The organism is Pseudomonas sp. PDM09 (genome assembly GCF_014852305.1).
Classification (GTDB): Bacteria; Pseudomonadota; Gammaproteobacteria; order Pseudomonadales; family Pseudomonadaceae; genus Aquipseudomonas.
In genome coordinates, this window is the sequence record NZ_JACVBI010000001.1 from 217,636 (window position 1) to 242,223 (window position 24,588).

General features: G+C 59.7%; 18 protein-coding genes. 15 read left to right on the top strand and 3 right to left on the bottom strand.

The window, feature by feature from the left end; all coding sequences use genetic code 11:
* Window positions 1–246 precede the first annotated feature (246 nt).
* The 7 genes from IB250_RS00935 to IB250_RS00965 all read left to right on the top strand — a co-directional run bounded on the left by IB250_RS00935 (window position 247) and on the right by IB250_RS00965 (window position 11,436).
* Entirely contained in the window at window positions 247–897 is a 651-nt protein-coding gene (locus tag IB250_RS00935) for a GNAT family N-acetyltransferase (RefSeq protein WP_192342610.1), read from the top strand.
* 64 nt (window positions 898–961) lie between these two features.
* Window positions 962–2,689 (top strand): autotransporter assembly complex protein TamA, encoded by a 1,728-nt coding sequence (locus tag IB250_RS00940; RefSeq protein WP_192342611.1) that lies wholly within the window; start codon window positions 962–964, stop codon window positions 2,687–2,689.
* A complete protein-coding gene (locus IB250_RS00945; RefSeq protein WP_192342612.1) occupies window positions 2,686–6,360 on the top strand; it encodes a translocation/assembly module TamB domain-containing protein in 3,675 nt (1,224 codons plus the stop codon). The genes IB250_RS00940 and IB250_RS00945 overlap by 4 nt, the downstream gene beginning before the upstream one ends.
* Window positions 6,361–6,613: 253 nt before the next feature.
* Window positions 6,614–7,093 carry a MarR family winged helix-turn-helix transcriptional regulator gene (locus IB250_RS00950; RefSeq protein ID WP_007896150.1) on the top strand — a complete coding sequence of 160 codons (480 nt, stop codon included), beginning with the start codon at window positions 6,614–6,616 and terminating at the stop codon, window positions 7,091–7,093.
* Window positions 7,083–8,552: an efflux transporter outer membrane subunit gene (locus IB250_RS00955; RefSeq protein ID WP_192342613.1), complete on the top strand. Its 1,470-nt coding sequence runs from the start codon at window positions 7,083–7,085 to the stop codon at window positions 8,550–8,552. The genes IB250_RS00950 and IB250_RS00955 overlap by 11 nt, the downstream gene beginning before the upstream one ends.
* A gap of 15 nt (window positions 8,553–8,567) precedes the next feature.
* Window positions 8,568–9,770 carry an HlyD family efflux transporter periplasmic adaptor subunit gene (locus IB250_RS00960; protein WP_192342614.1) on the top strand — a complete coding sequence of 401 codons (1,203 nt, stop codon included), beginning with the start codon at window positions 8,568–8,570 and terminating at the stop codon, window positions 9,768–9,770.
* Window positions 9,771–9,906: 136 nt separating this feature from the next.
* Window positions 9,907–11,436, top strand: coding sequence for a DHA2 family efflux MFS transporter permease subunit (locus IB250_RS00965; protein WP_192342615.1), 1,530 nt, complete (start codon window positions 9,907–9,909; stop codon window positions 11,434–11,436).
* A 125-nt stretch (window positions 11,437–11,561) separates the two neighbouring features.
* Here IB250_RS00965 and lpxH read toward each other — a convergent pair whose 3' ends face one another.
* Both lpxH and IB250_RS00975 read right to left on the bottom strand, forming a co-directional pair.
* The gene (gene lpxH / locus IB250_RS00970; protein WP_192342616.1) at window positions 11,562–12,314 is read right to left on the bottom strand and encodes a UDP-2,3-diacylglucosamine diphosphatase; all 753 of its coding nucleotides are present in this window, start codon (window positions 12,312–12,314) and stop codon (window positions 11,562–11,564) included.
* A complete protein-coding gene (locus IB250_RS00975; protein ID WP_123496635.1) occupies window positions 12,311–12,814 on the bottom strand; it encodes a peptidylprolyl isomerase in 504 nt (167 codons plus the stop codon). Before IB250_RS00975 ends, lpxH begins: the two co-directional genes overlap by 4 nt.
* Before the next feature lie 265 nt (window positions 12,815–13,079).
* Here IB250_RS00975 and IB250_RS00980 point away from each other — a divergent pair, with 265 nt between their 5' ends.
* Both IB250_RS00980 and cysS read left to right on the top strand, forming a co-directional pair.
* Window positions 13,080–14,777: a glutamine--tRNA ligase/YqeY domain fusion protein gene (locus tag IB250_RS00980; protein ID WP_192342617.1), complete on the top strand. Its 1,698-nt coding sequence runs from the start codon at window positions 13,080–13,082 to the stop codon at window positions 14,775–14,777.
* An 18-nt stretch (window positions 14,778–14,795) separates the two neighbouring features.
* Complete coding sequence (gene cysS / locus IB250_RS00985) at window positions 14,796–16,178, top strand: cysteine--tRNA ligase (RefSeq protein ID WP_192342618.1); 1,383 nt, start codon at window positions 14,796–14,798, stop codon at window positions 16,176–16,178.
* Between the two features lie 111 nt (window positions 16,179–16,289).
* Here the strand turns inward: cysS and IB250_RS00990 are convergent, their stop codons facing one another.
* A complete protein-coding gene (locus IB250_RS00990) occupies window positions 16,290–18,140 on the bottom strand; it encodes a sigma-54-dependent Fis family transcriptional regulator (protein WP_192342619.1) in 1,851 nt (616 codons plus the stop codon).
* 427 nt (window positions 18,141–18,567) lie between these two features.
* Between IB250_RS00990 and IB250_RS00995 the strand changes: the two genes are divergently transcribed.
* The 6 genes from IB250_RS00995 to IB250_RS01020 are packed head-to-tail and all read left to right on the top strand — an operon-like array spanning window position 18,568 to window position 24,505.
* A complete protein-coding gene (locus tag IB250_RS00995; protein ID WP_008014313.1) occupies window positions 18,568–19,662 on the top strand; it encodes an ABC transporter ATP-binding protein in 1,095 nt (364 codons plus the stop codon).
* The gene (locus tag IB250_RS01000) at window positions 19,662–20,759 is read left to right on the top strand and encodes an ABC transporter ATP-binding protein (protein ID WP_192342620.1); all 1,098 of its coding nucleotides are present in this window, start codon (window positions 19,662–19,664) and stop codon (window positions 20,757–20,759) included. The genes IB250_RS00995 and IB250_RS01000 overlap by 1 nt, the downstream gene beginning before the upstream one ends.
* Window positions 20,756–21,622 carry a carbohydrate ABC transporter permease gene (locus IB250_RS01005; RefSeq protein ID WP_007896139.1) on the top strand — a complete coding sequence of 289 codons (867 nt, stop codon included), beginning with the start codon at window positions 20,756–20,758 and terminating at the stop codon, window positions 21,620–21,622. The genes IB250_RS01000 and IB250_RS01005 overlap by 4 nt, the downstream gene beginning before the upstream one ends.
* Window positions 21,623–21,630: 8 nt before the next feature.
* Complete coding sequence (locus IB250_RS01010; RefSeq protein WP_007896138.1) at window positions 21,631–22,431, top strand: carbohydrate ABC transporter permease; 801 nt, start codon at window positions 21,631–21,633, stop codon at window positions 22,429–22,431.
* Between the two features lie 10 nt (window positions 22,432–22,441).
* Window positions 22,442–22,714, top strand: a complete 273-nt coding sequence (locus IB250_RS01015) for a DUF2160 domain-containing protein (RefSeq protein WP_032830117.1) — start codon at window positions 22,442–22,444, stop codon at window positions 22,712–22,714.
* Between the two features lie 48 nt (window positions 22,715–22,762).
* Window positions 22,763–24,505 carry an extracellular solute-binding protein gene (locus IB250_RS01020; protein ID WP_123496647.1) on the top strand — a complete coding sequence of 581 codons (1,743 nt, stop codon included), beginning with the start codon at window positions 22,763–22,765 and terminating at the stop codon, window positions 24,503–24,505.
* Window positions 24,506–24,588: the final 83 nt, after the last annotated feature.

The window sequence follows — 24,588 nt, forward strand, 5'->3', positions numbered from 1 at the left end:
CCTTGGGGTGAGGCGATTCGTTTTTGCCCGTCAGCTTTGTGTGGGACGTTATGGCCCAATCGCGAGCAGGCTCGCTCCCACAGGTTATGAGTCTGGTCTATACCTTGTGGGAGCGAGCCTGCTCGCGATGACGGTTTAAGTACCACCACTGATTTCGGATCAGTCAGGAACTGTGCCAGCGCCAACACGCTCGTAACAATAAGAGCGCCGCCATTTTTGAGCCGCGCCCAGGGGAGAACTACCGTTATGCCCGAAACCTCGACCGTCATCGCCGATATTCACATGCTCGACAGCGGCTATTCCCGCGAAGCACGCTCCTTGTTGTATCAGGCGTACCGGCACGAGCCGACGTTCGGCTACCTGTTCGAAGCCGAACGTCCCGGCTATGAACAGCGAGTACGGGCCACGGTGCGCGAACTGGTCAAGCAACACTTTCTTCAGGAGTTGCCAGCCATCGGCCTGCTAGTGAATGACCGCTTGATCGGCATCGCCCTGATCGCACCGCCGCAACGCCGCCTGGGTATCACCGAAAGCTGGGCCTGGCGTCTGCGGATGGTGCTCAGCACCGGGTTTCGCTGTACCCGACGCTACCTCGATTACCACGCCGCCGTGATGGCGTGCGTGCCGTCTGACTCGGTGCATGTCCTGCCGCTGCTGGGGGTTCATCCACAATTCCAGGGCAAGCACTTCGGCGAACAATTGCTGCAAGCGGTGCACAACTGGTGCGCGGTCGATGAACACTCCCAAGGCGTGATCCTCGACACCGGGAATCCTCGTTATCTGGAGTTCTATAAGCGACAGGGCTATGAGGAAATCGGCGAAGTAGCAGTAGGCCCGATTCTTGAACACGTGTTTTTCCACGCGAATCCGCAGGTGTTACAAACGGCAACGGCATAACAGTAGAACTTTCACGGCAGGTCAGGCTCTATCAGGCCCCCAGGCTCGTGATAGCATCCGCGCTATGAAGTTTTCCGGAAGATTTACCAGTGGCGTGCTGATGCTGATCTCCAGCTGCGCGGCGCTGGCGCAAAGTGAATTGGATGTGCGGATCAAACCGTCCAACGATGAACTGAAGGCCAATATAGAAGGCTATATCGGTAGCCTCGGCGATCGCGATGAAGAAGCCTTGCTGCGCTTCAGTCGCGGCGCCGAAGAACAGGCGCGCAAGGCCGCCCAGGCCTTGGGTTATTACCAGCCGCAAATCGACAGCGACGTGAAGGGTGGCAAGACGCCGCGCCTGGTGCTGAACATCGACCCCGGTGAGCCGATCCATTTGCGCAACGTCACGGTGCGCATCGACGGCCCGGCGGCCTCGTTCAAATCCTTTAGAGTACCGAAAAGCGATCTGCTCAAACCCGGCGCGGTGCTGAACCATGGCCGTTACGAAGACGCCAAGCGGCTGATCCAGAACCAGGCCTCGCGTTATGGCTTTTTCAGTGGGCGCTTCACCCGCCAGAAACTGTTGGTGGACCCGCGCGCCGGCGTCGCCGACATCGAATTGATCTACGACAGCGGCCCGCGCTATGCGCTGGGCAAGGTCAGTTTTGAAGGCGACACGCCGTTCGATGAAGACCTGCTGCAACGCATGGTGCCGTTCAAGGCCGGTGCGCCCTATGACTCCGAACTGATCGCCGAACTCAATCAGGCGCTGCAATCGAGCGGTTATTTCGAGGGCGTGCGCGTCGACGCGGCGCCGACCGCGTCCAAGGATGACGTGATCCCGGTGGCGGTCAAACTGGAAACCCGCAAGCCACGGACCATGGGCCTCGGTCTGGGCTTTTCCACCGACGTCGGTCCACGGGTCAAAGCCAACTGGACGCGGCATTGGGTCAATCCTCAAGGGCATAGTTACGGCTGGGAGGCCGAGATTTCGGCGCCACGGCAGAACGTCGGGCTGTTTTACGACGTTCCGCTGGACCCACCATTGACCGACAAACTGCGTTTTGCCGGTGGTTATCAATATGAAGAAATCGCTGGCACCGATACCCTCAGCAAACTGCTGACCCTCGGCCCCGAATGGCACAGCAAGTTGCCCAGCGGCTGGCAGCGGGTGGTATCACTCAAATGGCAGCGTGAGGAATACCAACTCGGTGACGATTCGGGGCTCAGCACCTTGCTGATGCCCGGCGTGAGCTATTCGTACCTGAAAAGTGACAACCGCATCGATCCGCACAACGGTTATCGCCTGCAATTCGAAACCAAAGTCGCCAAGGAAGGGTTGGGTTCGGACACCAACTTGCTCTACGGCACGGCGCTGGTTAAAGGCCTGACCACGGTCTTCGACAAACACCGCTTGCTCGGTCGGGTGCAGGTCGGCGGCAGCGCCACCAACGGCTACAAATCCGTTCCGCCGTCCTTGCGCTTCTTCGCCGGTGGCGATCAGAGCGTGCGCGGTTACGACTACCAGAGCCTGTCTCCGGAAAACTCCGATGGCGACCGTATCGGTGGCCGCTACATGGTGGCCGGCAGCGTCGAGTATCAATACTCGGTCGCCGAAAAATGGCGGGTCGCTACCTTCATCGACCAGGGCAACTCCTTCAACACACTCGAACTGCCGAACCTCAAAACCGGGGTCGGTATTGGTGTGCGCTGGGTTTCGCCGGTGGGGCCGATTCGCCTTGACCTGGCCCACGCGATGGACGACGACGGCGGCATTCGATTGCACTTTTCCATGGGGCCTGAGCTGTGAAGCGTGGTTTGAAAATAACGCTGCTGGCGATCCCGGCGCTGCTGATGCTGATCGTGCTGACACTGGTCACCGTGCTGGGTACTCCGACGGGCAGTCGCTGGGCGCTCGGGTTTGTGCCGGGTTTGACCGTGGCGAATTTCCAGGGCCGTTTGGGGGGGCAGTGGAGCGCCGATCATCTGGAGTGGCAGCAGGACAGCAGCCGGGTCGAGCTGGACAAAGCGATTTTCGCCTGGTCGCCGCTGTGCCTGATGCGCATGACGTTGTGCATCGAGCAATTGCAGGCCGAGCAGGTCAGCCTGCAATTCCCGCCGGGCGTGGAAGAGGAAAGCAGCGGGCCGATCAGTCTGCCGGACTTGAAATTGCCGCTGGCCATCGAATTGGGCGACGTCAAAATCGGCCGCCTGCTGTTCAACGGCAGTGAAGAACTCAAGGGGCTGCAACTGGCGGCGCACTGGACCGAGAAAGGTTTGCAGATCGACTCGGTGCACTTGCAGCGTGATGAGCTGAGCCTGAACCTGTCCGGCCTGTTGCAACCAAGCGGCAACTGGCCGCTGACCGCTGAAGGCAAATTGATTTTACCGTCTCCGGGTACCGAACCATGGGCACTGACCCTGAAGGTCGACGGCGATCTGCTGAAAACCCTGAACCTGAAAGCCGACAGCAGCGGCTACCTGAACGGGCAACTCACCGGTGAACTGCAACCGCTCGTTGAAAACCTCCCGGCCAACGTGCGCATCACCGCCGACGGCTTCAAACCTAGCGCCGATCTGCCGGACACCCTGCAACTCAATCAACTGGAGCTCACCGGCGACGGCGACCTGAAAAACGGTTACCAATTGCTCGGCAAAGCCACGTTACCCGCAGAGCAAGGCCCGGTTGCTCTGTTGCTGCAAGGCAAGGTCGACGCCAAGGGCGCGCAGATCGCCGGTCTTGATTTGACGGCCAACGACAAACAGAGCCTCAAACTCACCGGGCAAGTGGACTGGAGCAAAGGCCTGAGTGCTGAAGCGAAAATCGACTGGCTGGATTTCCCGTGGCGCCGTCTCTATCCGCTGATCGACGAGCCGCAAGTGGCGCTGCGTAGCTTCAACGGTGAAGTCTCCTACACCGACGGCAACTACATCGGTAACTTCAAAGCCGCACTGGATGGCCCGGCGGGGGCGTTCAGTCTGAACAGCCCGTTCAGCGGCGACTTGAGCAAAATCCACCTGCCGCAATTCAAACTCGAAGCCGGGCAGGGCAAGGCCGAAGGGCACCTGAATCTGCAGTTCGCCGACGGTATCGCCTGGGATACGGCGCTGGACCTCTCGGCAATCAACCCGGCGTACTGGCTCGCGGAATTGCCGGGCACCTTGGCTGGGCCATTGCGCAGCAAAGGCGAGATGAAAAATGAACAACTCAGCCTGACCGCCGATCTGGACCTGAAAGGCAAGCTGCGCGGGCAACCGGCGGTGTTGCAAGCCAAGGCCGATGGCGCCGGCGAGCAGTGGAACCTCAATACCTTGCAGATTCGCCTCGGCGACAACAGCATCAACGGCAAAGGCAGCCTGCAACAGAAGCTCACCGGCCAGCTCGACATCAAGCTGCCGCGTCTGGCCCAGCTCTGGCCGCAACTGCGCGGTCAGCTCAATGGTCGGGTCGATGTCGCCGGCACGCTCAAAGCGCCACAAGGCAAGCTCGGTCTGCAAGGCACGCAACTGGCGTTCGAAGACAATCGCCTGCAAAGCCTAAATCTGGACGCCACCCTCGACAGCGCCCAGCGGGCGAAAATCGACCTCAAGGGCAGCGGCATCCAGACCGGCGACACCTCACTGGGCACGTTGACCGCCAGCGGTCAGGGCGACATCAAAAACCAGAAGCTCGCCCTCGATCTGCAAGGACCGAAGCTGAAACTGGCGCTCGGTCTTGATGGCACGCTGGACAAGGGCAATTGGCGTGGGCGTCTGGCCAGTGGCGATATCCAGGCCGGCGGTCAGGCCTGGAAACTGCAAAATCCGGCGAAGCTTGAGCGACTGGCGGACGGCAAAATAAACTTCGGCGCCCATTGCTGGATGTCTGGCCCGGCCAGCCTGTGCGGCGAAGACCAGCGCTTGATGCCCGAGCCGAAACTGCGTTACCACCTCAAGCAGTTCCCCATCGACAGCCTGGCGCAATGGCTACCAAAGGATTTCGCCTGGAAGGGCAAGCTCAACGCCGACCTGCAACTGGACTTGCCGGCCAGCGGTCCGAACGGCCAGATCAGCATCGACGCCAGCGGCGGCACCTTGCGTATGCGCGAGAAGGAACAATGGCTGGACTTCCCATACCAGACCCTGAAGCTCACCAGCAAACTCACGCCAAAACGCATCGACACCGACCTCAACTTTGTCGGCGGCAAGCTCGGTGAGCTGATGGTTCAGGCGCAGATCAATCCGATACCGAAGAACAAACCGCTGTCCGGCTCATTCCGTCTCAGTGGTCTGGACTTGTCGGTGGCGCGGCCGTTTGTACCGATGGTCGAGAAACTCTCCGGGCATTTGAACGGCAGCGGCACACTGTCTGGCGGACTGCTGGCGCCGCTGGTCAATGGCAACCTTGAGCTGCGCGACGGTGAGATCTCCGGGCCTGAGCTGCCGATGGCGCTCGAAGCCTTGCAACTTCAAGCTGTGATTGCCGGCGAAACCGTGCAACTGAATGGCGGCTGGAAAAGCGGCAAGAGCGGGCAGGGCAGCCTCAATGGCAACATCGCCTGGGGTCAGGCGCTGGTGGTGGATCTGGCACTCAAGGGCTCGCAGTTGCCGGTCACCGTCGAGCCCTACGCCGCGCTGGAAGTCGCACCGGACCTGAAGATCTCCATGAAGGACGACAGACTGGCAATCGTCGGCAAAGTGCTGGTGCCCAAGGGTGAAATCACCGTGCGCGAACTGCCGCCATCGACCGTCAAGGTCTCCGATGACACGGTGATCGTCGGTCAGCAGACTGAAGAGGGCAAACCACCGATGGCCATGGCGATGGACATCGATGTGGTGGTCGGGCAGGACAAACTCAGCTTTGCCGGCTTCGGCCTGACCGCCAACCTGCAAGGTCAGGTGCACATTGGCGACAACATGGACACCCGTGGCGAGCTGTGGCTCAACGACGGACGTTACCGCGCCTACGGTCAGCGACTGACGGTGCGCCGGGCGCGTCTGTTGTTTGCCGGTCCCATCGATCAGCCGTATCTGGACATCGAAGCGATTCGCCAGACCGACGATGTCATTGCCGGCATTCGCCTGAGTGGCAGCGCCGAGCAGCCGACCACGCAGATCTTTTCCGAACCGGCGATGAGTCAGGAGCAGGCATTGTCCTATCTGGTGCTGGGGCGTCCGCTGAGCACCACCGGTGAAGACAACAATATGCTCGCCCAAGCCGCCCTCGGGTTGGGCTTGATGGGCAGCTCCGGGGTGACCAGCGGCTTGGCCAAGGATCTGGGCATTCAAGACTTCCAGCTCGATACCCAAGGCAGCGGCGCCAACACCGCCGTGGTGGCCAGCGGCAATATTTCGGAAAAGCTCAGCCTGCGTTATGGCGTCGGGGTGTTCGAACCGGCCAACACCATCGCCTTGCGCTACAAACTGAGCAAAAAGGTCTACCTCGAAGCCGCCAGCGGCGTGGCCAGTTCGCTGGACATCTTCTACAAGCGGGATTTCTAGGCCCGCCCCACTTCATAACCGAGTCGCGGCCTTCGCGAGCAAGCCCGCTCCCACATTCGACCGAGTCGCTACATAAGCATGCGATCAAATGTGGGAGCGGGCTTGCTCGCGAAGGCGGCAGTGCGGTCACTACAAATCCCGTCGCCACTTATCAGCCAAATACAAAGCATCCTAACTATTGCGTTGACATTCTCTGCCTAGGCAGTAACATCTCGACATACATTCTCTGCCTAGGCAGCTAATCGGTGGTCAGATGAAACATTTCACCTCATACGATTTCCATAATTGCCATCTCGGCCTTTTGCTCGGGCGTGCCGCGCTGCTCAAGGACCGGATCATCGACACGCACATGGAACCCCACGGCATCACCGCCGCGCAGTTCAAAGTGCTGATCATCATGGCCCAGTTCGGTGTCGATACCCCGGCCGAACTGTGCCGTCATTTGTCGCTGGACAGCGGTTCGATGACCCGCATGCTCGATCGTCTGGAACAGAAAGGTTTCCTCGCCCGCCAACGCTCCGAGGCAGACCGGCGTCAGGTTCAGTTGGTGCTGACCGAACAGGGCCAGCAACTGACCGATCAGTTGCCGCAGATCGGCGCCGACGCCATGAATGAACTGGCCGGCGCCATCACCCCGGAAGAATTGAAAACCCTGGAACAGATCCTGAAGAAAATTCTGGTAGCCGCGGGTGACTCGATCACCCTGCTGCGGGTAGGTGGCCATGAACAGTAAAAGCCTGCGTAGCGGCCTGAGCCTGGTGCTGTTGGCCATGAGCCTCGCCGGCTGCGCCAGTTACAGCGGCCTGACCACCGAAGGCGTCAGCCTCGATGCGAAAAATCTAAAGGCCGGGCAATCCCTCAACGGCGTGACGCTGTCGCCCGCGGCGTGGCCGAAAAGCGACTGGTGGAAAAGCCTCGGCGATCCGCAACTCGACGGTCTGATCCGCGAAGCCTTGCACGACAGCCCCGACATGCAAATCGCCGACGCCCGCGCCCATCAGGCCAGCGCCGCTGCCTATGCCGCCGACGCCGCGCGGATGCCGACCCTCGATGCCAGCGCCGGCGTCAGCCGTTCGCGTCCGGCTCGCGATCAGGACCCGAGCGGGCAGGGCGGCACCTATTCCACCGTGCGTAATCTCGGTGCGAGTTTCAATTACAACTTCGACCTCTGGGGCGGCCAGCGCGCTGCCTGGGAAGCCGCATTGGGCCAGGCCCGTGCCGCCGAAGTCGATCAGCAGGCCGCGCAGCTGACCTTGTCCGCCGATGTCGCCCGCGCCTACAGCGATCTGGGGCAGGCGCACATCATCCATGACCTGGCCAGCGAAGACCTCAAGCGCACCCAACAAATGCTCGACCTCAGCCAGCGTCGCCTGAGCTCGGGGATCGACAGCCAGTACCAGTTCCAGCAGACCGAAAGCCTGGAAGCCAGCGCCGAAGCCAGCCTGATCGACGCCGAGAAACGCCTGCAAAGCGCGAAAATCGCCTTGGCGGTGCTGCTGGGCAAAGGCCCGGATCGCGGCAATGAAATCGCCCGACCGAAAGTTCTCCAGACCAGCGCCGTGGCGTTGCCGTCGGTGCTGCCGGCGGAGTTGCTCGGTCGTCGCCCGGACCTGGTGGCGGCACGCTGGCGGGTTGAAGCCGCGAGCAAAAACATCGCGGCGGGCAAGACTCAGTTTTACCCCAACCTCAACCTGAGCGCGGCGGCCGGTGTCGAATCATTGCTGGGCGATGCGATGTTCGGTTCCGCCAGTCGCTTCTTCAATGTCGCGCCGACGATCTCGGTGCCGATTTTCGACGGTGGCCGCCTGCGTGCCGACCTCGATTCCCGCGACGCCGATTACGACCTCGCGGTGGCGCAGTACAACAAAAGTCTGGTGAAAGCCCTGGGCGATGTCAGCGACACCATCAACCAGTTGCGCGATATCGGCCGGCAAATCGGCGCCCAACAGCACGCCACCGACATTGCCCAGGATTCTTACAACACCGTGGTCCAGCGCTACGGTTCCGGTATCGGTAATTACCTGGATGTGCTCAGCATCGAGCAGCAATTGCTCCAGGCCCAGCGTCAACTGGCCAACCTGAATGCCGAGCAGATCGACCTGTCGATTCAACTGATGCAAGCGCTGGGCGGCGGCTTCCAGGGCGAAACCCTGACCGCAGCCAACGCAACCCCAGCCACGCAGCACAACTAATTCAAGGTACCCGTCATGGCCACCGTCGATACATCCCAAGCCCCTGACAACGCTCAAGACACGAGCAATCCACGCAAGCGCAAAGTGATGCTGTTTGCACTGACCATCGTGGTGATCCTCGCCGGGCTCGGCGTCTGGGGTTATCAAGAATTTTACGGTCGCTGGAATGAAAGCACCGACGACGCCTATGTGAACGGCAACGTGGTGGAAATCACTCCGTTGGTTACCGGCACAGTGGTCAGCATCGGTGCCGACGATGGCGATCTGGTCCACGAAGGCCAGGTGCTGGTCAACTTCGACCCGAACGACGCGGAAGTCGGTCTGCAAAGTGCCCAGGCCAATCTGGCTCGCACCGTGCGCCAGGTGCGCGGTTTGTACAGCAATGTCGACGGAATGAAAGCCCAGGTCAATGCGCAACAGGCCGAAGTGCAAAAGGCCCAGGACAACTTCAATCGCCGGAAAAACCTCGCCGCTGGCGGGGCGATTTCCCAGGAAGAACTTTCCCACGCCCGTGATGACCTGACCTCGGCGCAGAACGCCCTGGCCAACGCCAAACAACAGCTCATGACCACCAGCGCGCTGGTTGATGACACCGTGGTGTCGTCGCACCCGGACGTGATGTCCGCTGCCGCGCAATTGCGTCAGGCGTACCTGAACAATGCCCGCAGCACCTTGATCGCGCCGGTCACCGGTTACGTTGCCAAACGCAGCGTGCAACTGGGCCAGCGGGTCCAGCCGGGCACCGCGCTGATGGCGGTGATCCCGCTGGATCAGCTGTGGATCGACGCCAACTTCAAGGAAACCCAACTGCGTGACATGCGCATCGGTCAGCCGGTGGACATCGAGGCCGACCTCTACGGCAGCGACGTCAAATACAGCGGCACCATCGACAGCCTCGGCGCCGGGACCGGCAGTGCGTTTGCCTTGCTGCCGGCACAGAACGCCACCGGTAACTGGATCAAGATCGTCCAGCGGGTGCCGGTACGCATTCACATCAACGCCGAAGAGCTGGCCAGGCACCCATTGCGGGTTGGCCTGTCGACTCAGGTCGATGTGAACCTGCGCGACCAGAGCGGTCCGGTGCTGGCGCAACAGTCGCCGCAAAAGGCTTCGTTCAGCACCGGCATCTACGACCGTCAGTTGGCCGAGGCCGACGCGATGATCACCCAGCTGATCCATGACAACAGCGCTGCGGTCAGTAAAACCGCGCACCGTTGATTGGTCATCACACCGACCCTGTGGGAGCGAGCCTTTGTGGCGAGGGAGCAAGCTCCCTCGCCACAAAGGCTCGCTCCCATAAGGTCAGCTGCGTCAGTAATAGGCGCCGTGCCAATCAGGTTTCAAAGGATTTGCGATGAGCAATAACGCGTCTTTCACGCCGCCCAGCCTGCTGCTCAGCACCATCGGCCTGTCGCTGGCGACCTTCATGCAGGTGCTCGACACCACCATCGCCAACGTGGCCTTGCCGACGATTTCCGGCAACCTGGGCGTGAGTTCGGAGCAGGGCACCTGGGTCATCACCTCGTTTGCCGTGAGCAACGCCATCGCGCTGCCGCTGACCGGTTGGCTCAGCCGGCGTTTCGGCGAGGTGAAGCTGTTTCTCTGGGCGACGATCCTGTTCGTGCTGGCCTCGTTTCTCTGTGGCATCTCAACCTCGATGCCGGAGCTGATCGGCTTTCGGGTGCTTCAAGGCCTGGTGGCAGGTCCCTTGTACCCGATGACCCAGACGCTGTTGATCGCAGTCTATCCACCCGCCAAGCGAGGCATGGCCCTGGCGTTGCTGGCGATGGTCACGGTGGTGGCGCCGATTGCAGGGCCGATCCTCGGCGGCTGGATTACTGACAGCTACAGCTGGCCATGGATTTTCTTTATCAACGTACCGATCGGAGTTTTCGCAGTGATGGTCGTGCGCCAGCAACTCAAGGCGCGGCCGGTGGTGACCAGTTACCAGCCAATGGATTACGTCGGTTTGATCACCTTGATTATCGGTGTCGGCGCGTTGCAGGTGATCCTCGACAAGGGCAATGATCTGGACTGGTTCGAATCGAACTTCATCATCGTCGGCGCGGCTATTTCAGTGATTGCGCTGGCGGTGTTCGTGATCTGGGAAATGACCGACAAACACCCGGTGGTCAACCTGCGGCTGTTCGCTTACCGCAACTTCCGTATCGGCACCATTGTGCTGGTGGGCGGTTATGCCGGGTTCTTCGGCATCAACCTGATCCTGCCACAATGGCTGCAAACCCAGATGGGCTACACCGCCACCTGGGCCGGATTGGCGGTGGCGCCGATCGGTATTTTGCCGGTGCTGCTGTCGCCGTTTGTCGGCAAGTACGCGCACAAGTTCGACCTCCGACTATTGGCTGGTGGCGCGTTCCTCTGCATCGGTTTGAGTTGCTTCATGCGCGCCGGGTTTACCAACGAAGTGGACTTCCAGCACATCGCGCTGGTGCAATTGTTCATGGGCATTGGCGTGGCGCTGTTCTTCATGCCGACCCTGAGCATTTTGATGTCGGACTTGCCGCCGAGCCAGATTGCCGACGGCGCAGGCCTTGCGACCTTCCTGCGGACCCTGGGCGGTAGTTTTGCGGCATCGTTGACCACCTGGATCTGGATTCGCCGGGCCGATCAACACCATGCATATTTGAGTGAAAGCATTACCACGTATGAGCCGGCGACCCGGGAGGCGTTGAACACGCTCGGCGGGGCGGGTAACCCGGCTTACGCGCAACTGGATCATGTGCTGACCAGCCAGGCGTACATGCTCTCCACCGTGGATTACTTCACGTTGCTGGGGTGGGCGTTCATGGGGTTGATTCTGCTGGTGTGGCTTGCGAAACCGCCGTTTGCGGCAAAGGCGGGGCCAGCCTCGGCAGGACATTGAGGCAAAACGCGGTCAATGTGGGAGCGGGCTTGCTCGCGAAAGCGGTGTGACAGTCACCAGAGATGCTGAATGTGAGTCCGCCTTCGCGAGCAAGCCCGCTCCCACAAGGGTTTTGTGTTCGGCCGTTAGTTTGCGGGTGCTGCCAGTTGTGGCGGCGGGGCGAAGTCGAACGGCGCCAACGCAAACCCTTGCTCATCCACCTGCAACGCCCAGCCCTGACGGTCCCAATCCCCCAACACAATGCGTTTGGCCGCCTGCTCGCCAATCTGCAACTTGTGGATGGCCGGGCGATGGGTATGCCCGTGGATCAAGGTCTTCACGCCATATTGCTGCATGACCCGCGGCACTTCTTCCGGTGTGACATCAACAATGTCATTGGCCTTCATCCGCACCTGCGCACGGCTTTCACTGCGCAGCTTGCGCGCCAGTTTATGGCGCGTGCGCAAGGGCAGGTGCCGCAGGATAAACAGGGTGATCGGGTTGCGCAGGTAACGTCGCAGCTTCATATAGCCGACGTCGCGGGTGCAGAGGCTGTCGCCATGCATCAACAGCACCGGCTCGCCGTAAAACTGCACGACACTCGGGTCTTTCAACAACGTGCAGCCGGCCTGTTTGCAGAAAGCCTGGCCGAGCATGAAGTCGCGATTGCCGTGCATCAGAAAAATGGCCGTGCCGCTGTCGCTGAGGTCGCGCAGGGCCTGGCAGATGGAACGCTGGAACGGCGTCATGGCATCGTCGCCAATCCACGCCTCGAAAAAGTCGCCCAGAATGTACAACGCACTCGCTGAGCGGGCACGTCTAGCGAGCAAATCCAGAAACGCCCGGGTAATGTCCGGGCGTTCCTCTTCCAGATGCAAGTCTGAAATCAGCAGTATCACTCAATGATCTCGGCTTTCTCGATGATCACGTCTTCTGCGGGTACGTCCTGGTGGCCGGCTTTGGAAGTCGTGGCCACGCCTTTGATCTTGTCGACCACGTCGGTGCCTTCGACTACTTTGGCGAATACAGCGTAGCCCCAACCCTGAACGGTCTTGGCGCTGTGGTTCAGGAAGCTGTTGTCAGCCACGTTGATAAAGAACTGGGCGGAAGCCGAATGCGGCTCCATGGTGCGGGCCATGGCCACGCTGTACTTCACGTTCGGCAGGCCGTTGTCGGCTTCGTTCTGGATGCTTGGGCGCTTGTCTTTCTTTTCTTTCATGCCTGGCTCGAAACCGCCGCCCTGGATCATGAAGTTGCCGATGACACGGTGGAAAACAGTGTTTTCGTAGTGACCGGCTTTAACGTACTCGATGAAGTTGGCCACGGTGATCGGGGCTTTCTCAGCATTCAGCTCCAGGACGATGTCGCCGAAGTTGGTGGACAGTTTGACTTGGGTCATGATCGGTACTCTTTTTTCTATGAATTCGTGGGTTTCGGGGCGTTCAGGCCCTCAACCAGTCCGGCCAGTGTCGGCCAAGGCACGCAGTTTAGCGTGCCGGGCGCGAATTTCGAGGCTGTTTTTCATTGCCAGCCGATTAAATGCAGCCGATTGCCGGCCTGCTCTGTCAGCCACTTGACAGCATCGGCTATGATAAGCCCCTTTGATTTATAACAGCCGCTTTGATTTGGCCAACTGGCCGCGCACTTGTACGTTCAAGGATCCTATGAGCAAGCCCACTGTCGACCCTACCTCGAATTCCAAGACCGGCCCTGCCGTGCCGGTCAATTTCCTGCGCCCGATCATCCAGGCGGACCTGGACTCGGGTAAGCACACGCAGATCGTCACCCGTTTCCCGCCTGAGCCCAACGGCTACCTGCACATCGGTCACGCCAAGTCGATCTGTGTGAACTTCGGTCTGGCTCAGGAATTCGGCGGCGTCACGCACCTGCGTTTCGACGACACCAACCCGGCCAAGGAAGACCAGGAATACATCGACGCAATCGAAAGCGACGTCAAATGGCTGGGCTTCGAATGGTCCGGTGAAGTGCGCTATGCCTCGCAGTATTTCGACCAGTTGCACGACTGGGCGGTAGAGCTGATCAAGGCCGGCAAGGCCTACGTCGACGACCTGACCCCCGAGCAAGCCAAGGAATACCGTGGCAGCCTGACCGAACCGGGCAAGAACAGCCCGTTCCGTGACCGCTCGGTTGAAGAAAACCTCGACCTGTTCGCCCGTATGAAGGCCGGCGAATTCAAGGACGGCGCACGCGTGCTGCGGGCCAAGATCGACATGGCCTCGCCGAACATGAACCTGCGCGACCCGATCATGTATCGCATCCGTCACGCGCATCACCACCAGACCGGTGACAAGTGGTGCATCTACCCGAACTACGACTTCACCCACGGACAGTCGGATGCCATCGAAGGCATCACCCACTCGATCTGCACCCTGGAGTTCGAAAGCCATCGTCCGCTGTACGAGTGGTTCCTCGAGAACCTGCCAGTACCGGCGAAACCGCGTCAGTACGAGTTCAGCCGCCTGAACCTGAACTACACCATCACCAGCAAGCGCAAGCTCAAGCAACTGGTCGATGAAAAGCACGTTCACGGTTGGGACGATCCGCGCATGTCCACGCTGTCGGGTTTCCGTCGCCGTGGCTACACACCGAAATCGATCCGCAACTTCTGCGAAATGATCGGCACCAACCGTTCCGACGGCGTGGTCGACTTTGGCATGCTTGAATTCAGCATCCGTGACGACCTCGACCACAGCGCCCCACGCGCCATGTGCGTATTGCGTCCGCTGAAAGTCGTGATCACCAACTACCCGGAAGGCCAGGTCGAAAACCTCGAATTGGCGTGCCACCCGAAAGAAGACATGGGCGTGCGCGTTCTGCCGTTCGCCCGTGAGCTCTACATCGACCGTGAAGACTTCATGGAAGAACCGCCAAAAGGCTACAAGCGCCTGGAGCCGAACGGCGAAGTGCGTCTGCGCGGCAGCTACGTGATCCGTGCCGACGAAGCGATCAAGGACGCCGAGGGCAACATCGTCGAACTGCGTTGCTCCTACGATCCGGAAACCCTCGGCAAGAACCCTGAAGGCCGCAAGGTCAAAGGCGTGGTTCACTGGGTGCCGGCCGCCGCCAGCGTCGAGTGCGAAGTGCGTCTGTATGATCGCCTGTTCCGTTCGGCCAACCCTGAGAAGGCCGAAGACAGCGCCAGTTTCCTGGACAACATCAACCCTGACTCGCTGCAAGTTCTCACTGGTTGTCGTGCCGAGCCTTCGCTGGGCAATGCACAGCCGGAAGACCGTTTCCAGTTCGAGCGCGAAGGTTACTTCGTCGCGGATATCAAGGACTCGAAACCGGGCGCTCCGGTGTTCAACCGTACCGTGACCTTGCGTGATTCGTGGGGCCAGTGATTCAAGGAACAACATAAAGTGCTTACGATCTACAACACGCTCACCAAGAGCAAAGAAGTCTTCAAGCCGCTGGATGGCAACAAGGTGCGCATGTACGTCTGCGGGATGACCGTGTACGACTACTGCCACCTGGGCCATGGCCGCAGCATGGTCGCGTTCGACCTGGTGACCCGCTGGTTGCGGTTCAGCGGTTACGACCTGACCTACGTGCGCAACATCACCGACATCGACGACAAGATCATCAATCGGGCCAACGAGAACGGCGAGTCGTTCGAAGCTTTGACCGAGCGCATGATCGCGGCGATGCACGAAGATGAAGCGCGCCTGAATATCAAGAAGCCGGACATGGAGCCGCGTGCCACCGACCATATCCCAGGCATGCACGCGATGATCCAGACCTTGATCGACAAGGGCTACGCCTACGCACCGGGCAATGGCGACGTGTACTACCGCGTCGCCAAGTTCATGGGCTACGGCAAGCTGTCGCGCAAGAAGATCGAAGACCTGCGCATCGGCGCACGGATCGAAGTCGACGAGTCGAAACAGGACCCGCTGGACTTCGTGCTGTGGAAAGGCGCCAAGCCGGGTGAGCCGAGCTGGCCTTCGCCGTGGGGTGACGGTCGTCCGGGCTGGCACATCGAGTGCTCGGTAATGTCGACTTGCTGCCTGGGTGAGACTTTCGACATTCATGGCGGCGGCAGCGACCTCGAGTTCCCGCACCATGAAAACGAAATCGCCCAGAGCGAAGCGGCCACCGGCAAGACCTACGCCAACGCGTGGATGCATTGCGGCATGATTCGCATCAATGGCGAGAAGATGTCCAAGTCCTTGAACAACTTCTTCACCATTCGCGACGTGCTGGAAAAGTACCATCCGGAAGTCGTGCGTTACCTGCTGGTGTCCAGCCACTACCGCAGCGCGATCAACTATTCGGAAGACAACCTCAAGGACGCCAAAGGCGCGCTCGAGCGTTTCTACCACGCGTTGAAAGGCCTGCCGAACGTGGCACCGGCGGGTGGCGAAGCCTTTGTCGAGCGCTTCACTCAGGTGATGAACGACGACTTCGGTACCCCGGAAGCCTGTGCGGTGTTGTTCGAGATGGTCCGCGAGATCAACCGTCTGCGCGAGAGCGATCTCGATGCAGCGGCCGGTCTGGCGGCTCGTTTGAAAGAATTGGCGAGCGTGCTGGGTGTGTTGCAGCTTGAAGCCGATGACTTCCTGCAGGCCGGTGCCGAAGGGCGGGTCGATGCGGCTGAGGTTGATGCACTGATCCAGGCTCGTTTGACGGCTCGTGCCAACAAGGACTGGGCCGAATCCGACCGCATCCGCGACCAGCTCACCGCCATGGGCGTGGTGCTGGAAGACGGCAAGGGCGGGACGACCTGGCGATTGGCTGACTGATGATCGTTCCCACGCTCTGCGTGGGAATGCAGCCCGGGACGCTCCGCGTCCCTTTCGAGAGCCGAACGCGGAGCGTCCGTTGAGGCATTCCCACGCGGAGCGTGGGAACGATCAGTCGCCTGCCTGGCGCAATCGCTTGTAAAGGGTGTTGCGACTAACCCCGAGCCTGCGGGCTAAATGGGAAATATTCCCCCCAGCCGCCTGCAATTGCCGATTCAATTCCTCGGCATCATTGAGGTCGACGGTTATTGGCTCCGGCGAATCCACCGGCTCCATCTCCAGATCGACAAAGAAATCATCCGGCAAATGCTCCGGCCGCACCGGTTGTTCCTCGGCCATGGCCAGCGCTACTTGCATCACGCTGCTGACCTGACGCAAATTCCCCGGCCACGGATGACGGCTGAACAGCTCCATCACTTCACGGCTCAAGCCAGCCCATTGGCTCGGTTCGCGGTGCTGTTCCCACAGCCGTTTGAACAACGCTTCCTTATCGCTGCGCTCCCGCAGTGGCGGCAGTTCCAGGGTCAAACCGCCGATGCGGTAATACAAATCCTCACGAAACCGCCCCAGCTGAACCTGTTCGCGCAACGAGCGGTTGGTCGCCGAAATGATCCGAATGTCCACCGGGAACAACTCGCTGCTGCCCACCGGTTGCACGCAACGCTCTTGCAATACCCGCAACAGCCGGGCTTGGGTCGGTAGTGGCATGTCGCCAATTTCATCGAGGAACAGGGTGCCTTTGTCGGCCTTGCGGATCAGCCCGATGCTACCTTTCTGATTGGCGCCGGTGAACGCACCTTTCTCATAGCCAAACAGCTCGGATTCCACCAGTTCGGCGGGGATCGCTGCGCAGTTGACGGCAATGAACGGCTGTTTGCTGCGTGAACTGGCCTGATGCAGGGCTTTGACAAAGACTTCCTTGCCGACGCCGGTTTCTCCGTGAATTAACAGCGGAATGTCTTTTTCCAGCAAACGCTCGGCCTGGCGCACGGCTTTTTCCACGCGGCTGTCGCCAAAATGCAGGGTGTTGAGGCTGATCGCGGTGGGCGCTGGCGCCGTGGGTTCAGCGCGCTCAGGTTCAGAAAACAGACGAGCCCGAATCGGCGCCTGTTTCGGCCGCTTTAACAGGCATTGGAAACGGTTGCGCCCCGAGGCTTGCAGGGCAAACGGCAGGCCGTCCGGCTGGTTCAGCAGTTCCAGCAATGAGACTTTGAACAGGCTTTCGACGCTGACTCGCGACAGGCTGATGCCCAGCAGGTTGTCGGCCCGGCGATTGGCCGACAGCACCTGACCGGTTTCGTCGAAGATCAGCAACCCGGCCCATTGGCTGTCGAGGTTGTTCAGCCCGGTGTTGAAGGTCAGTTGAAAATGCTGGCCGTGGAACAGGTTGAGGATCAGCCGGTTCTCCACGGTCTGGCTCATCATCTTGACCATGCCCAAGGTGTGTGACGGCGGCAGGTAGCTGTCGCTGGACACATCCAGCACCGCGATCACCTTGCGCTCGGCATCGAAAATCGGCGCGGCGGAGCCGGTCATGAAGCGGTTGGCCTTGAGAAAATGTTCATCGTGCTCGATGTGCACGGCCTGCTCGCAGGCCAACGCAGTGCCGATCGCATTGGTCCCGCTGCAACGTTCCATCCAGCTGGCGCCGGCGCTGAAACCGCGGGTCAGGCTCGGCTCAATGAAACGCTGGGTGCCCCAGGACGTCAGCACCTGGCCCTGATTGTCGGCGAGCATGATCAGGCAATTGGAGTTGCTGAGGATGTTCTCGTAATACGGCAGGACTTCCTGATGGGTGGTCTGCACCAGTGAATGCTGGCTCTCCAGCAACTGGGCGATGCCATCGGCCGGCAGTTGATCGAACGCTGGTGCGCTCTGATGATCGAGCCCGAACGCGCGGCAGCGGGACCAGGAGTCCTGGATGATGGCGTCGTGGGAGAGCGGCGGGGCAGGTGCGGCCATGGCAGTCGATCTCTGAGCATTATTATTTTTGTTATGAGTAACGCGATTCATGTAGCAGCTGGCGAAGCCTGCGTTCGGCGACGCAGTCGTCGTAAAACCTGTTTGCATGGTCATCCTGATACACCGCGATGCCTGATTTCACGACGACTGCGTCGCCGAACGCAGGCTTCGCCAGCTGCTACACAGGGCGTGCGCAATTCAGAATTTCCCGCAGTAAAGCATCCGTAGAGTGTTGTTCACATTTGTTCATTGTCAATCTTTTAACTGTTCAATTGTTCAGTCGCGGTTGTTCATTTCTGTTCAGCTACGAACGCGGTTTTTCCTCCATTTGACGGATTTTCAAGCCAGATCAACCGCTTGGAATTTCTGGCACGAATGTCGCTGTAGTGCTCCGGTCGCTTGACTCCAATAATAAAAAGGCCGAGCCATGTCACTAATCCTGGAGCACGTCAGCCGTACCGTCGAGGGTCAGACCTGGATCGACGATGCGTGCCTTAACTTCGAACCCGGATCGTTCAATGTTTTGCTCGGTCGCACGCTGTCCGGCAAAACCAGCCTCATGCGCCTGATGGCCGGTCTGGACAAGCCCGACAGCGGCCGCATCCTGATGAACGGCGTCGACGTCACCCAACGCCCGGTGCGTTTGCGCAATGTGTCGATGGTCTATCAGCAGTTCATCAACTACCCGACCATGACGGTGTTCGAGAACATCGCCTCGCCACTGCGTCAGGGCGGCGTTTCCAACGAGCTGATCCAAAGCAAAGTGCTGGAAACCGCGAAGATGCTACGCATCGAGAAATTCCTCCAGCGCCATCCTTTGGAACTCTCCGGCGGCCAGCAACAGCGCACGGCCATGGCCCGGGCGCTGGTCAAGGACGCCGAGCTGATTCTGTTCGATGAGCCACTGGTCAACCTCGACTACAAGCTGCGCGAAGAGCTGCGCCAGGAAATGCGCGAGCTGTTCGCGGCCCATCACACCATCGCTATCTATGCCACCACCGAACCCAATGAAGCCCTGGCGCTGGGCGGCACCACCACGATTCTTCACGAAGGTCGGGTGATTCAGAGCGGCAAGTCCTCCGAGGTGTATCACCAGCCGCAAACCGTGCTGGCGGCGGAGTTGTTCTCCGAACCGCCGATCAACCTGATGCCGGGGCGCATTGCCGGCAACGAAGTCAGTTTCGCCAACTTCGTGCACTTCCCGTTGAACGTCGATCTGCGGCCGGTGGGCGAGGGCGAGTTCCGTTTTGGTGTGCGCCCTAGCCACATTTCGCTGGTGCCGAGCAACGACGACGATCTGGAGTTGGCGGTGACCGTCGAGGTGGCCGAGATCAGCGGTTCGGAAACCTTCCTGCACGTACGCAACGAGTATTTCCTGCTGGTGCTGCACTTGCCGGGTGTTCACGAATACGACGTCGATGCGCCGATTCGCATCTATATCCCGACCCATAAACTGTTTGTGTTCGATATGCAGGGGCGGCTGGTCCAGGCGCCCGGTCGCCGCATTGCGAGGGTTGCCTGATGGCCGAAATCCGTTTGCAAAGCCTTGCCCACAGCTACACCCCTACGCCAACCGGCCCCGAGGATTACGCGATCCGCGAGATGGACCACGTCTGGGAGCAGGGCGGTGCTTATGCGTTGCTCGGGCCTTCGGGGTGTGGCAAGTCGACCTTGCTCAACATCATTTCCGGGTTACTCAGCCCGTCCCAGGGCCAAGTACTGTTCGACAGTAAAGTGGTCAACGAACTGACCCCGGAAAAGCGCAACATCGCCCAGGTTTTCCAGTTTCCGGTGGTCTACGACACCATGACGGTGTTCGATAACCTGGCCTTTCCATTGCGCAATCAGGGCATGGCGGAAGCGAAAATTCACACCAAGGTGCAGGAAATCGCCGAAGTCCTCGACCTTCAGGCATTGCTGTACAAGAAGGCCCGCAACCTCACTGCCGATGAAAAGCAGAAAGTCTCCATGGGCCGTGGGCTGGTGCGCGATGACGTGTCGGCGATCCTCTTCGATGAACCGCTGACAGTGATCGACCCACACCTGAAATGGAAACTGCGGCGCAAGCTCAAGCAGATCCACGAGCAGTTCAACATCACCATGGTCTATGTCACCCACGATCAACTCGAAGCCTCGACCTTCGCCGACAAGATCGCCGTGATGTACGGCGGCCAAATTGTGCAGTTCGGTACGCCACGGGAATTGTTCGAGCGGCCGAGCCACACCTTTGTAGGCTATTTCATCGGCAGCCCGGGGATGAACCTGATCGAGGTCCAGCCACAAGCCGGCGGTGTCGGTTTTGCCGGGACCCACTTGCCGTTGTCCGACGCGATGCAGAAACGAATCGCCGAGTCCGAATGGAAAACCCTGAAGGTGGGTATTCGTCCGGAGTTCGTCCATGTGTGGGACGAACCCTGTGATGACGCGATGCAGGCACAGGTCGTACACGTCGAAGACCTGGGCACCTACAAGATCATGACCCTGAACCTCGACGGCGCTCCGCTGAAAGTACGCCTGGCCGAAGACAAACCGGTGCCCGAAGGCACGGCATACATCAGTTTTCCGGCGCAATGGCTGATGGTCTATGCCGATGATTACCTGTTGGAGGTGCTGCCATGAACAAGGTGCAGAACAACAAGGCCTGGTGGCTGGTGTTGCCGGTATTTCTGCTGGTGGCGTTCAGTGCGGTGATCCCGATGATGACCGTGGTCAACTACTCGGTGCAGGACATCTTCGACCAGTCCAGCCGTTACTTCGTCGGTGCCGACTGGTACAAGCAAGTGCTGCTCGACCCACGGTTGCATGACTCGCTGCTGCGCCAGTTCATCTACTCCGCTTGCGTGCTGCTGATCGAAATCCCCTTGGGCATCGCCATCGCCCTGACCATGCCGACCAAGGGCCGCTGGTCGTCGGTTGTGCTGATTATTCTGGCGATTCCGCTGCTGATTCCATGGAACGTGGTCGGCACCATCTGGCAGATTTTCGGCCGGGCTGACATCGGTTTGCTCGGTTCGAGCCTCAATGCCATGGGCATCAGCTACAACTATGCGTCCAATACCATGGACGCCTGGGTCACGGTGTTGGTGATGGACGTGTGGCACTGGACATCGCTGGTGGCGCTGTTGTGTTTCTCCGGTTTGCGGGCGATTCCGGATGTGTATTACCAGGCGGCGCGGATTGATCGAGCGTCGGCCTGGGCGGTTTTCCGACACATCCAGTTGCCCAAGCTCAAGAGCGTGCTGCTGATCGCGGTGATGCTGCGGTTCATGGACAGCTTCATGATCTACACCGAGCCGTTCGTACTGACGGGTGGCGGTCCGGGCAATGCCACGACCTTCTTGAGTCAGACGCTGACCCAAATGGCCGTAGGGCAATTCGACCTCGGCCCGGCGGCGGCTTTCTCGCTGGTGTACTTCCTGATCATCCTGTTGGTGTCGTGGCTGTTCTATACCGCCATGACTCACTCTGACGCCAATCGATGAGGCCTGCCATGAGCAAGAGAAAGCTTATCCCGTTGCTGATCTACATCCTGTTCCTGCTGGTGCCGATCTACTGGCTGCTGAACATGTCCTTCAAGAGCAACACCGAAATCCTCGGTGGTCTGACCCTGTTTCCTCAGGATTTCACCTTCGCCAACTACAAGGTGATCTTCACTGACCCAAGCTGGTACACCGGTTATCTCAACTCGCTGTATTACGTGAGCCTGAATACGGTGATTTCCCTGAGCGTGGCGCTGCCGGCGGCGTATGCGTTTTCACGCTATCGTTTCCTCGGTGACAAGCACCTGTTTTTCTGGCTGCTGACCAACCGCATGGCGCCACCGGCAGTTTTCCTGCTGCCGTTCTTCCAGTTGTATTCCTCGATCGGGCTGTTCGACACCCATATCGCGGTTGCGCTGGCTCACTGTCTGTTCAACGTGCCGTTGGCGGTGTGGATTCTTGAAGGCTTCATGTCCGGCGTTCCCAAGGAAATTGACGAAACCGCCTACATCGACGGCTACAGTTTCCCCAAGTTCTTCGTGAAGATCTTCGTCCCGCTGATCGGCTCCGGGATCGGTGTCACGGCGTTTTTCTGCTTCATGTTTTCCTGGGTCGAGCTGTTGCTGGCGCGAACCCTGACTTCAGTGAACGCCAAACCCATCGCGGCGGTGATGACCCGCACGGTCTCGGCGTCCGGCATCGACTGGGGCGTGCTGGCGGCAGCGGGGGTGTTGACTATCCTGCCGGGCATGTTGGTGATCTGGTTTGTTCGCAACCACGTGGCCAAGGGCTTTGCCCTGGGCCGGGTATGAGGAACTGATGATGGAATGGATGAGTTGGACGGGCCCCACGGCGGCGTTCTTCAGCGTCATTGCCTTGATCCTGACGGGCATGACGACCTGGGAATTGCGTTCGCCGAGTATCCCTCGGCGTGGTTTTTTGCCGATTGCCACTACCCGTGGCGATCGGCTGTTTATCGGTCTTCTCGGCAGCGCCTACCTGCATTTGCTGGTAATCGGCGTCACCGACTGGAGCATCTGGGTAGCGTTCGCGTTGTCTCTGGTGTGGCTGTTGGCTGTGATGCGTTGGGGCTAGTCGAAATCGATCGGCAATGTTGCTCCGAAACCTAAACAGGAGGTCTCTATGTTCGACAAAAACAATAAGCTGCGACATAGCGTTTCATTGGCAGCCATGCTGGCACTCAGCGGGTTGAGCGCTGCGGCCTGGGCCGATGCCTATGAAGACGCCGCCAAGAAATGGATTGGCAGCGAGTTCAAACCGTCCACCCTGACCGAAGCCCAGCAGCTCGAAGAGCTGAAGTGGTTTATCAAAGCGTCCGAGCCGTTTCGCGGGATGAGCATCAAGGTGGTTTCGGAAACCATCGCGACCCACGAATATGAATCCAAAACGCTGGCCAAGGCCTTTACCGAGATCACCGGGATCAAGTTGACCCACGACTTGCTGCAAGAAGGCGACGTGGTGGAAAAGCTGCAGACCCAGATGCAATCGGACAAGAACATCTATGACGGCTGGGTCAACGACTCGGACCTGATCGGTACGCACTTTCGCTACGGCAAGACCGAATCGATCACCGACTTGATGGCCAACGAAGGCAAGGCTTACACCTCACCGACCCTGGACATCAAAGACTTCATCGGTATCTCGTTCACCACCGCGCCGGATGGCAAGGTCTATCAACTGCCCGACCAGCAGTTCGCCAACCTCTACTGGTTTCGCGCCGACTGGTTCGAGCGTGCGGATCTGAAAGCGAAATTCAAAGAAAAATACGGTTATGAACTGGGCGTACCGGTGAACTGGTCGGCCTATGAAGACATTGCCAAATTCTTCAGCGAAGACGTCAAGGAAATCGACGGCAAACGCGTCTACGGCCACATGGACTACGGCAAGAAAGACCCATCCCTCGGCTGGCGCTTTACCGATGCCTGGTTCTCCATGGCCGGCGCTGGCGACAAGGGCATTCCCAACGGCTTGCCGGTGGACGAGTGGGGCATCCGTGTCGAAGACTGCCATCCGGTCGGCTCCAGCGTGACCCGCGGCGGCGATACCAATGGCCCGGCGGCGGTGTATGCGACCACCAAGTACGTAGACTGGATGAAAAAATACGCGCCACCGGAAGCGGCGGGCATGACCTTCTCCGAATCCGGACCGGTGCCGTCCCAGGGCAACATCGCCCAGCAGATCTTCTGGTACACCGCGTTTACCGCCGACATGACCAAACCGGGCCTGCCGGTGATGAACGCCGACGGCACGCCGAAATGGCGCATGGCACCCTCGCCGAAAGGTCCGTACTGGGAGGAGGGCATGAAGCTCGGCTATCAGGACGCCGGTTCCTGGACCTTCCTCAAGTCCACGCCTGAAAAGCAAAAACTCGCGGCCTGGCTGTACGCGCAATTCGTGACCTCGAAAACCGTATCCCTGAAGAAAACCATCGTCGGCCTGACGCCGATTCGCGAGTCGGACATCAACTCGCAAGCCATGACCGACCTGGCACCGAAACTCGGTGGTCTGGTGGAGTTCTATCGCAGCCCGGCCCGCGTGCAATGGACCCCGACCGGGACCAACGTGCCGGACTATCCTCGTTTGGCACAACTGTGGTGGAGCCACATCGCGGAAGCGGCCAGTGGCGAGAAAACGCCACAACAGGCATTGGACGGTCTGGCCAAGGATCAGGATGCGATCATGACCCGTCTGGAACGCTCCAAGGTACAACCGACCTGCGGGCCGAAAATGAATCCTGAGCGAGATGCGCAGTACTGGTTCGATCAGCCGGGTGCGCCGAAAGCGAAACTGGCGAACGAGAAGCCTAAAGGCGAAACCGTGAGCTATGCCGAACTGCTGAAATCGTGGGAGGCGGCGCGTAAGTAAGCGTCTGTAATGTGAAAGGCGAACGGCACCGTAAGGTGCCGTTTTTATTTGTCTCTGTGCCACCGCCATCGCGAGCAGGCTCG

Coding starts and splice junctions, on each gene's coding strand:
- IB250_RS00935 (WP_192342610.1), top strand. CDS start 247: ATGCCCGAAACCTCGACCGTCATCGCCGATATTCACATGCTCGACAGC.
- IB250_RS00940 (WP_192342611.1), top strand. CDS start 962: ATGAAGTTTTCCGGAAGATTTACCAGTGGCGTGCTGATGCTGATCTCC.
- IB250_RS00950 (WP_007896150.1), top strand. CDS start 6,614: ATGAAACATTTCACCTCATACGATTTCCATAATTGCCATCTCGGCCTT.
- IB250_RS00955 (WP_192342613.1), top strand. CDS start 7,083: ATGAACAGTAAAAGCCTGCGTAGCGGCCTGAGCCTGGTGCTGTTGGCC.
- IB250_RS00960 (WP_192342614.1), top strand. CDS start 8,568: ATGGCCACCGTCGATACATCCCAAGCCCCTGACAACGCTCAAGACACG.
- IB250_RS00965 (WP_192342615.1), top strand. CDS start 9,907: ATGAGCAATAACGCGTCTTTCACGCCGCCCAGCCTGCTGCTCAGCACC.
- IB250_RS00975 (WP_123496635.1), bottom strand. CDS start 12,814: ATGACCCAAGTCAAACTGTCCACCAACTTCGGCGACATCGTCCTGGAG.
- IB250_RS00980 (WP_192342617.1), top strand. CDS start 13,080: ATGAGCAAGCCCACTGTCGACCCTACCTCGAATTCCAAGACCGGCCCT.
- IB250_RS00990 (WP_192342619.1), bottom strand. CDS start 18,140: ATGGCCGCACCTGCCCCGCCGCTCTCCCACGACGCCATCATCCAGGAC.
- IB250_RS00995 (WP_008014313.1), top strand. CDS start 18,568: ATGTCACTAATCCTGGAGCACGTCAGCCGTACCGTCGAGGGTCAGACC.
- IB250_RS01000 (WP_192342620.1), top strand. CDS start 19,662: ATGGCCGAAATCCGTTTGCAAAGCCTTGCCCACAGCTACACCCCTACG.
- IB250_RS01005 (WP_007896139.1), top strand. CDS start 20,756: ATGAACAAGGTGCAGAACAACAAGGCCTGGTGGCTGGTGTTGCCGGTA.
- IB250_RS01010 (WP_007896138.1), top strand. CDS start 21,631: ATGAGCAAGAGAAAGCTTATCCCGTTGCTGATCTACATCCTGTTCCTG.
- IB250_RS01015 (WP_032830117.1), top strand. CDS start 22,442: ATGGAATGGATGAGTTGGACGGGCCCCACGGCGGCGTTCTTCAGCGTC.
- IB250_RS01020 (WP_123496647.1), top strand. CDS start 22,763: ATGTTCGACAAAAACAATAAGCTGCGACATAGCGTTTCATTGGCAGCC.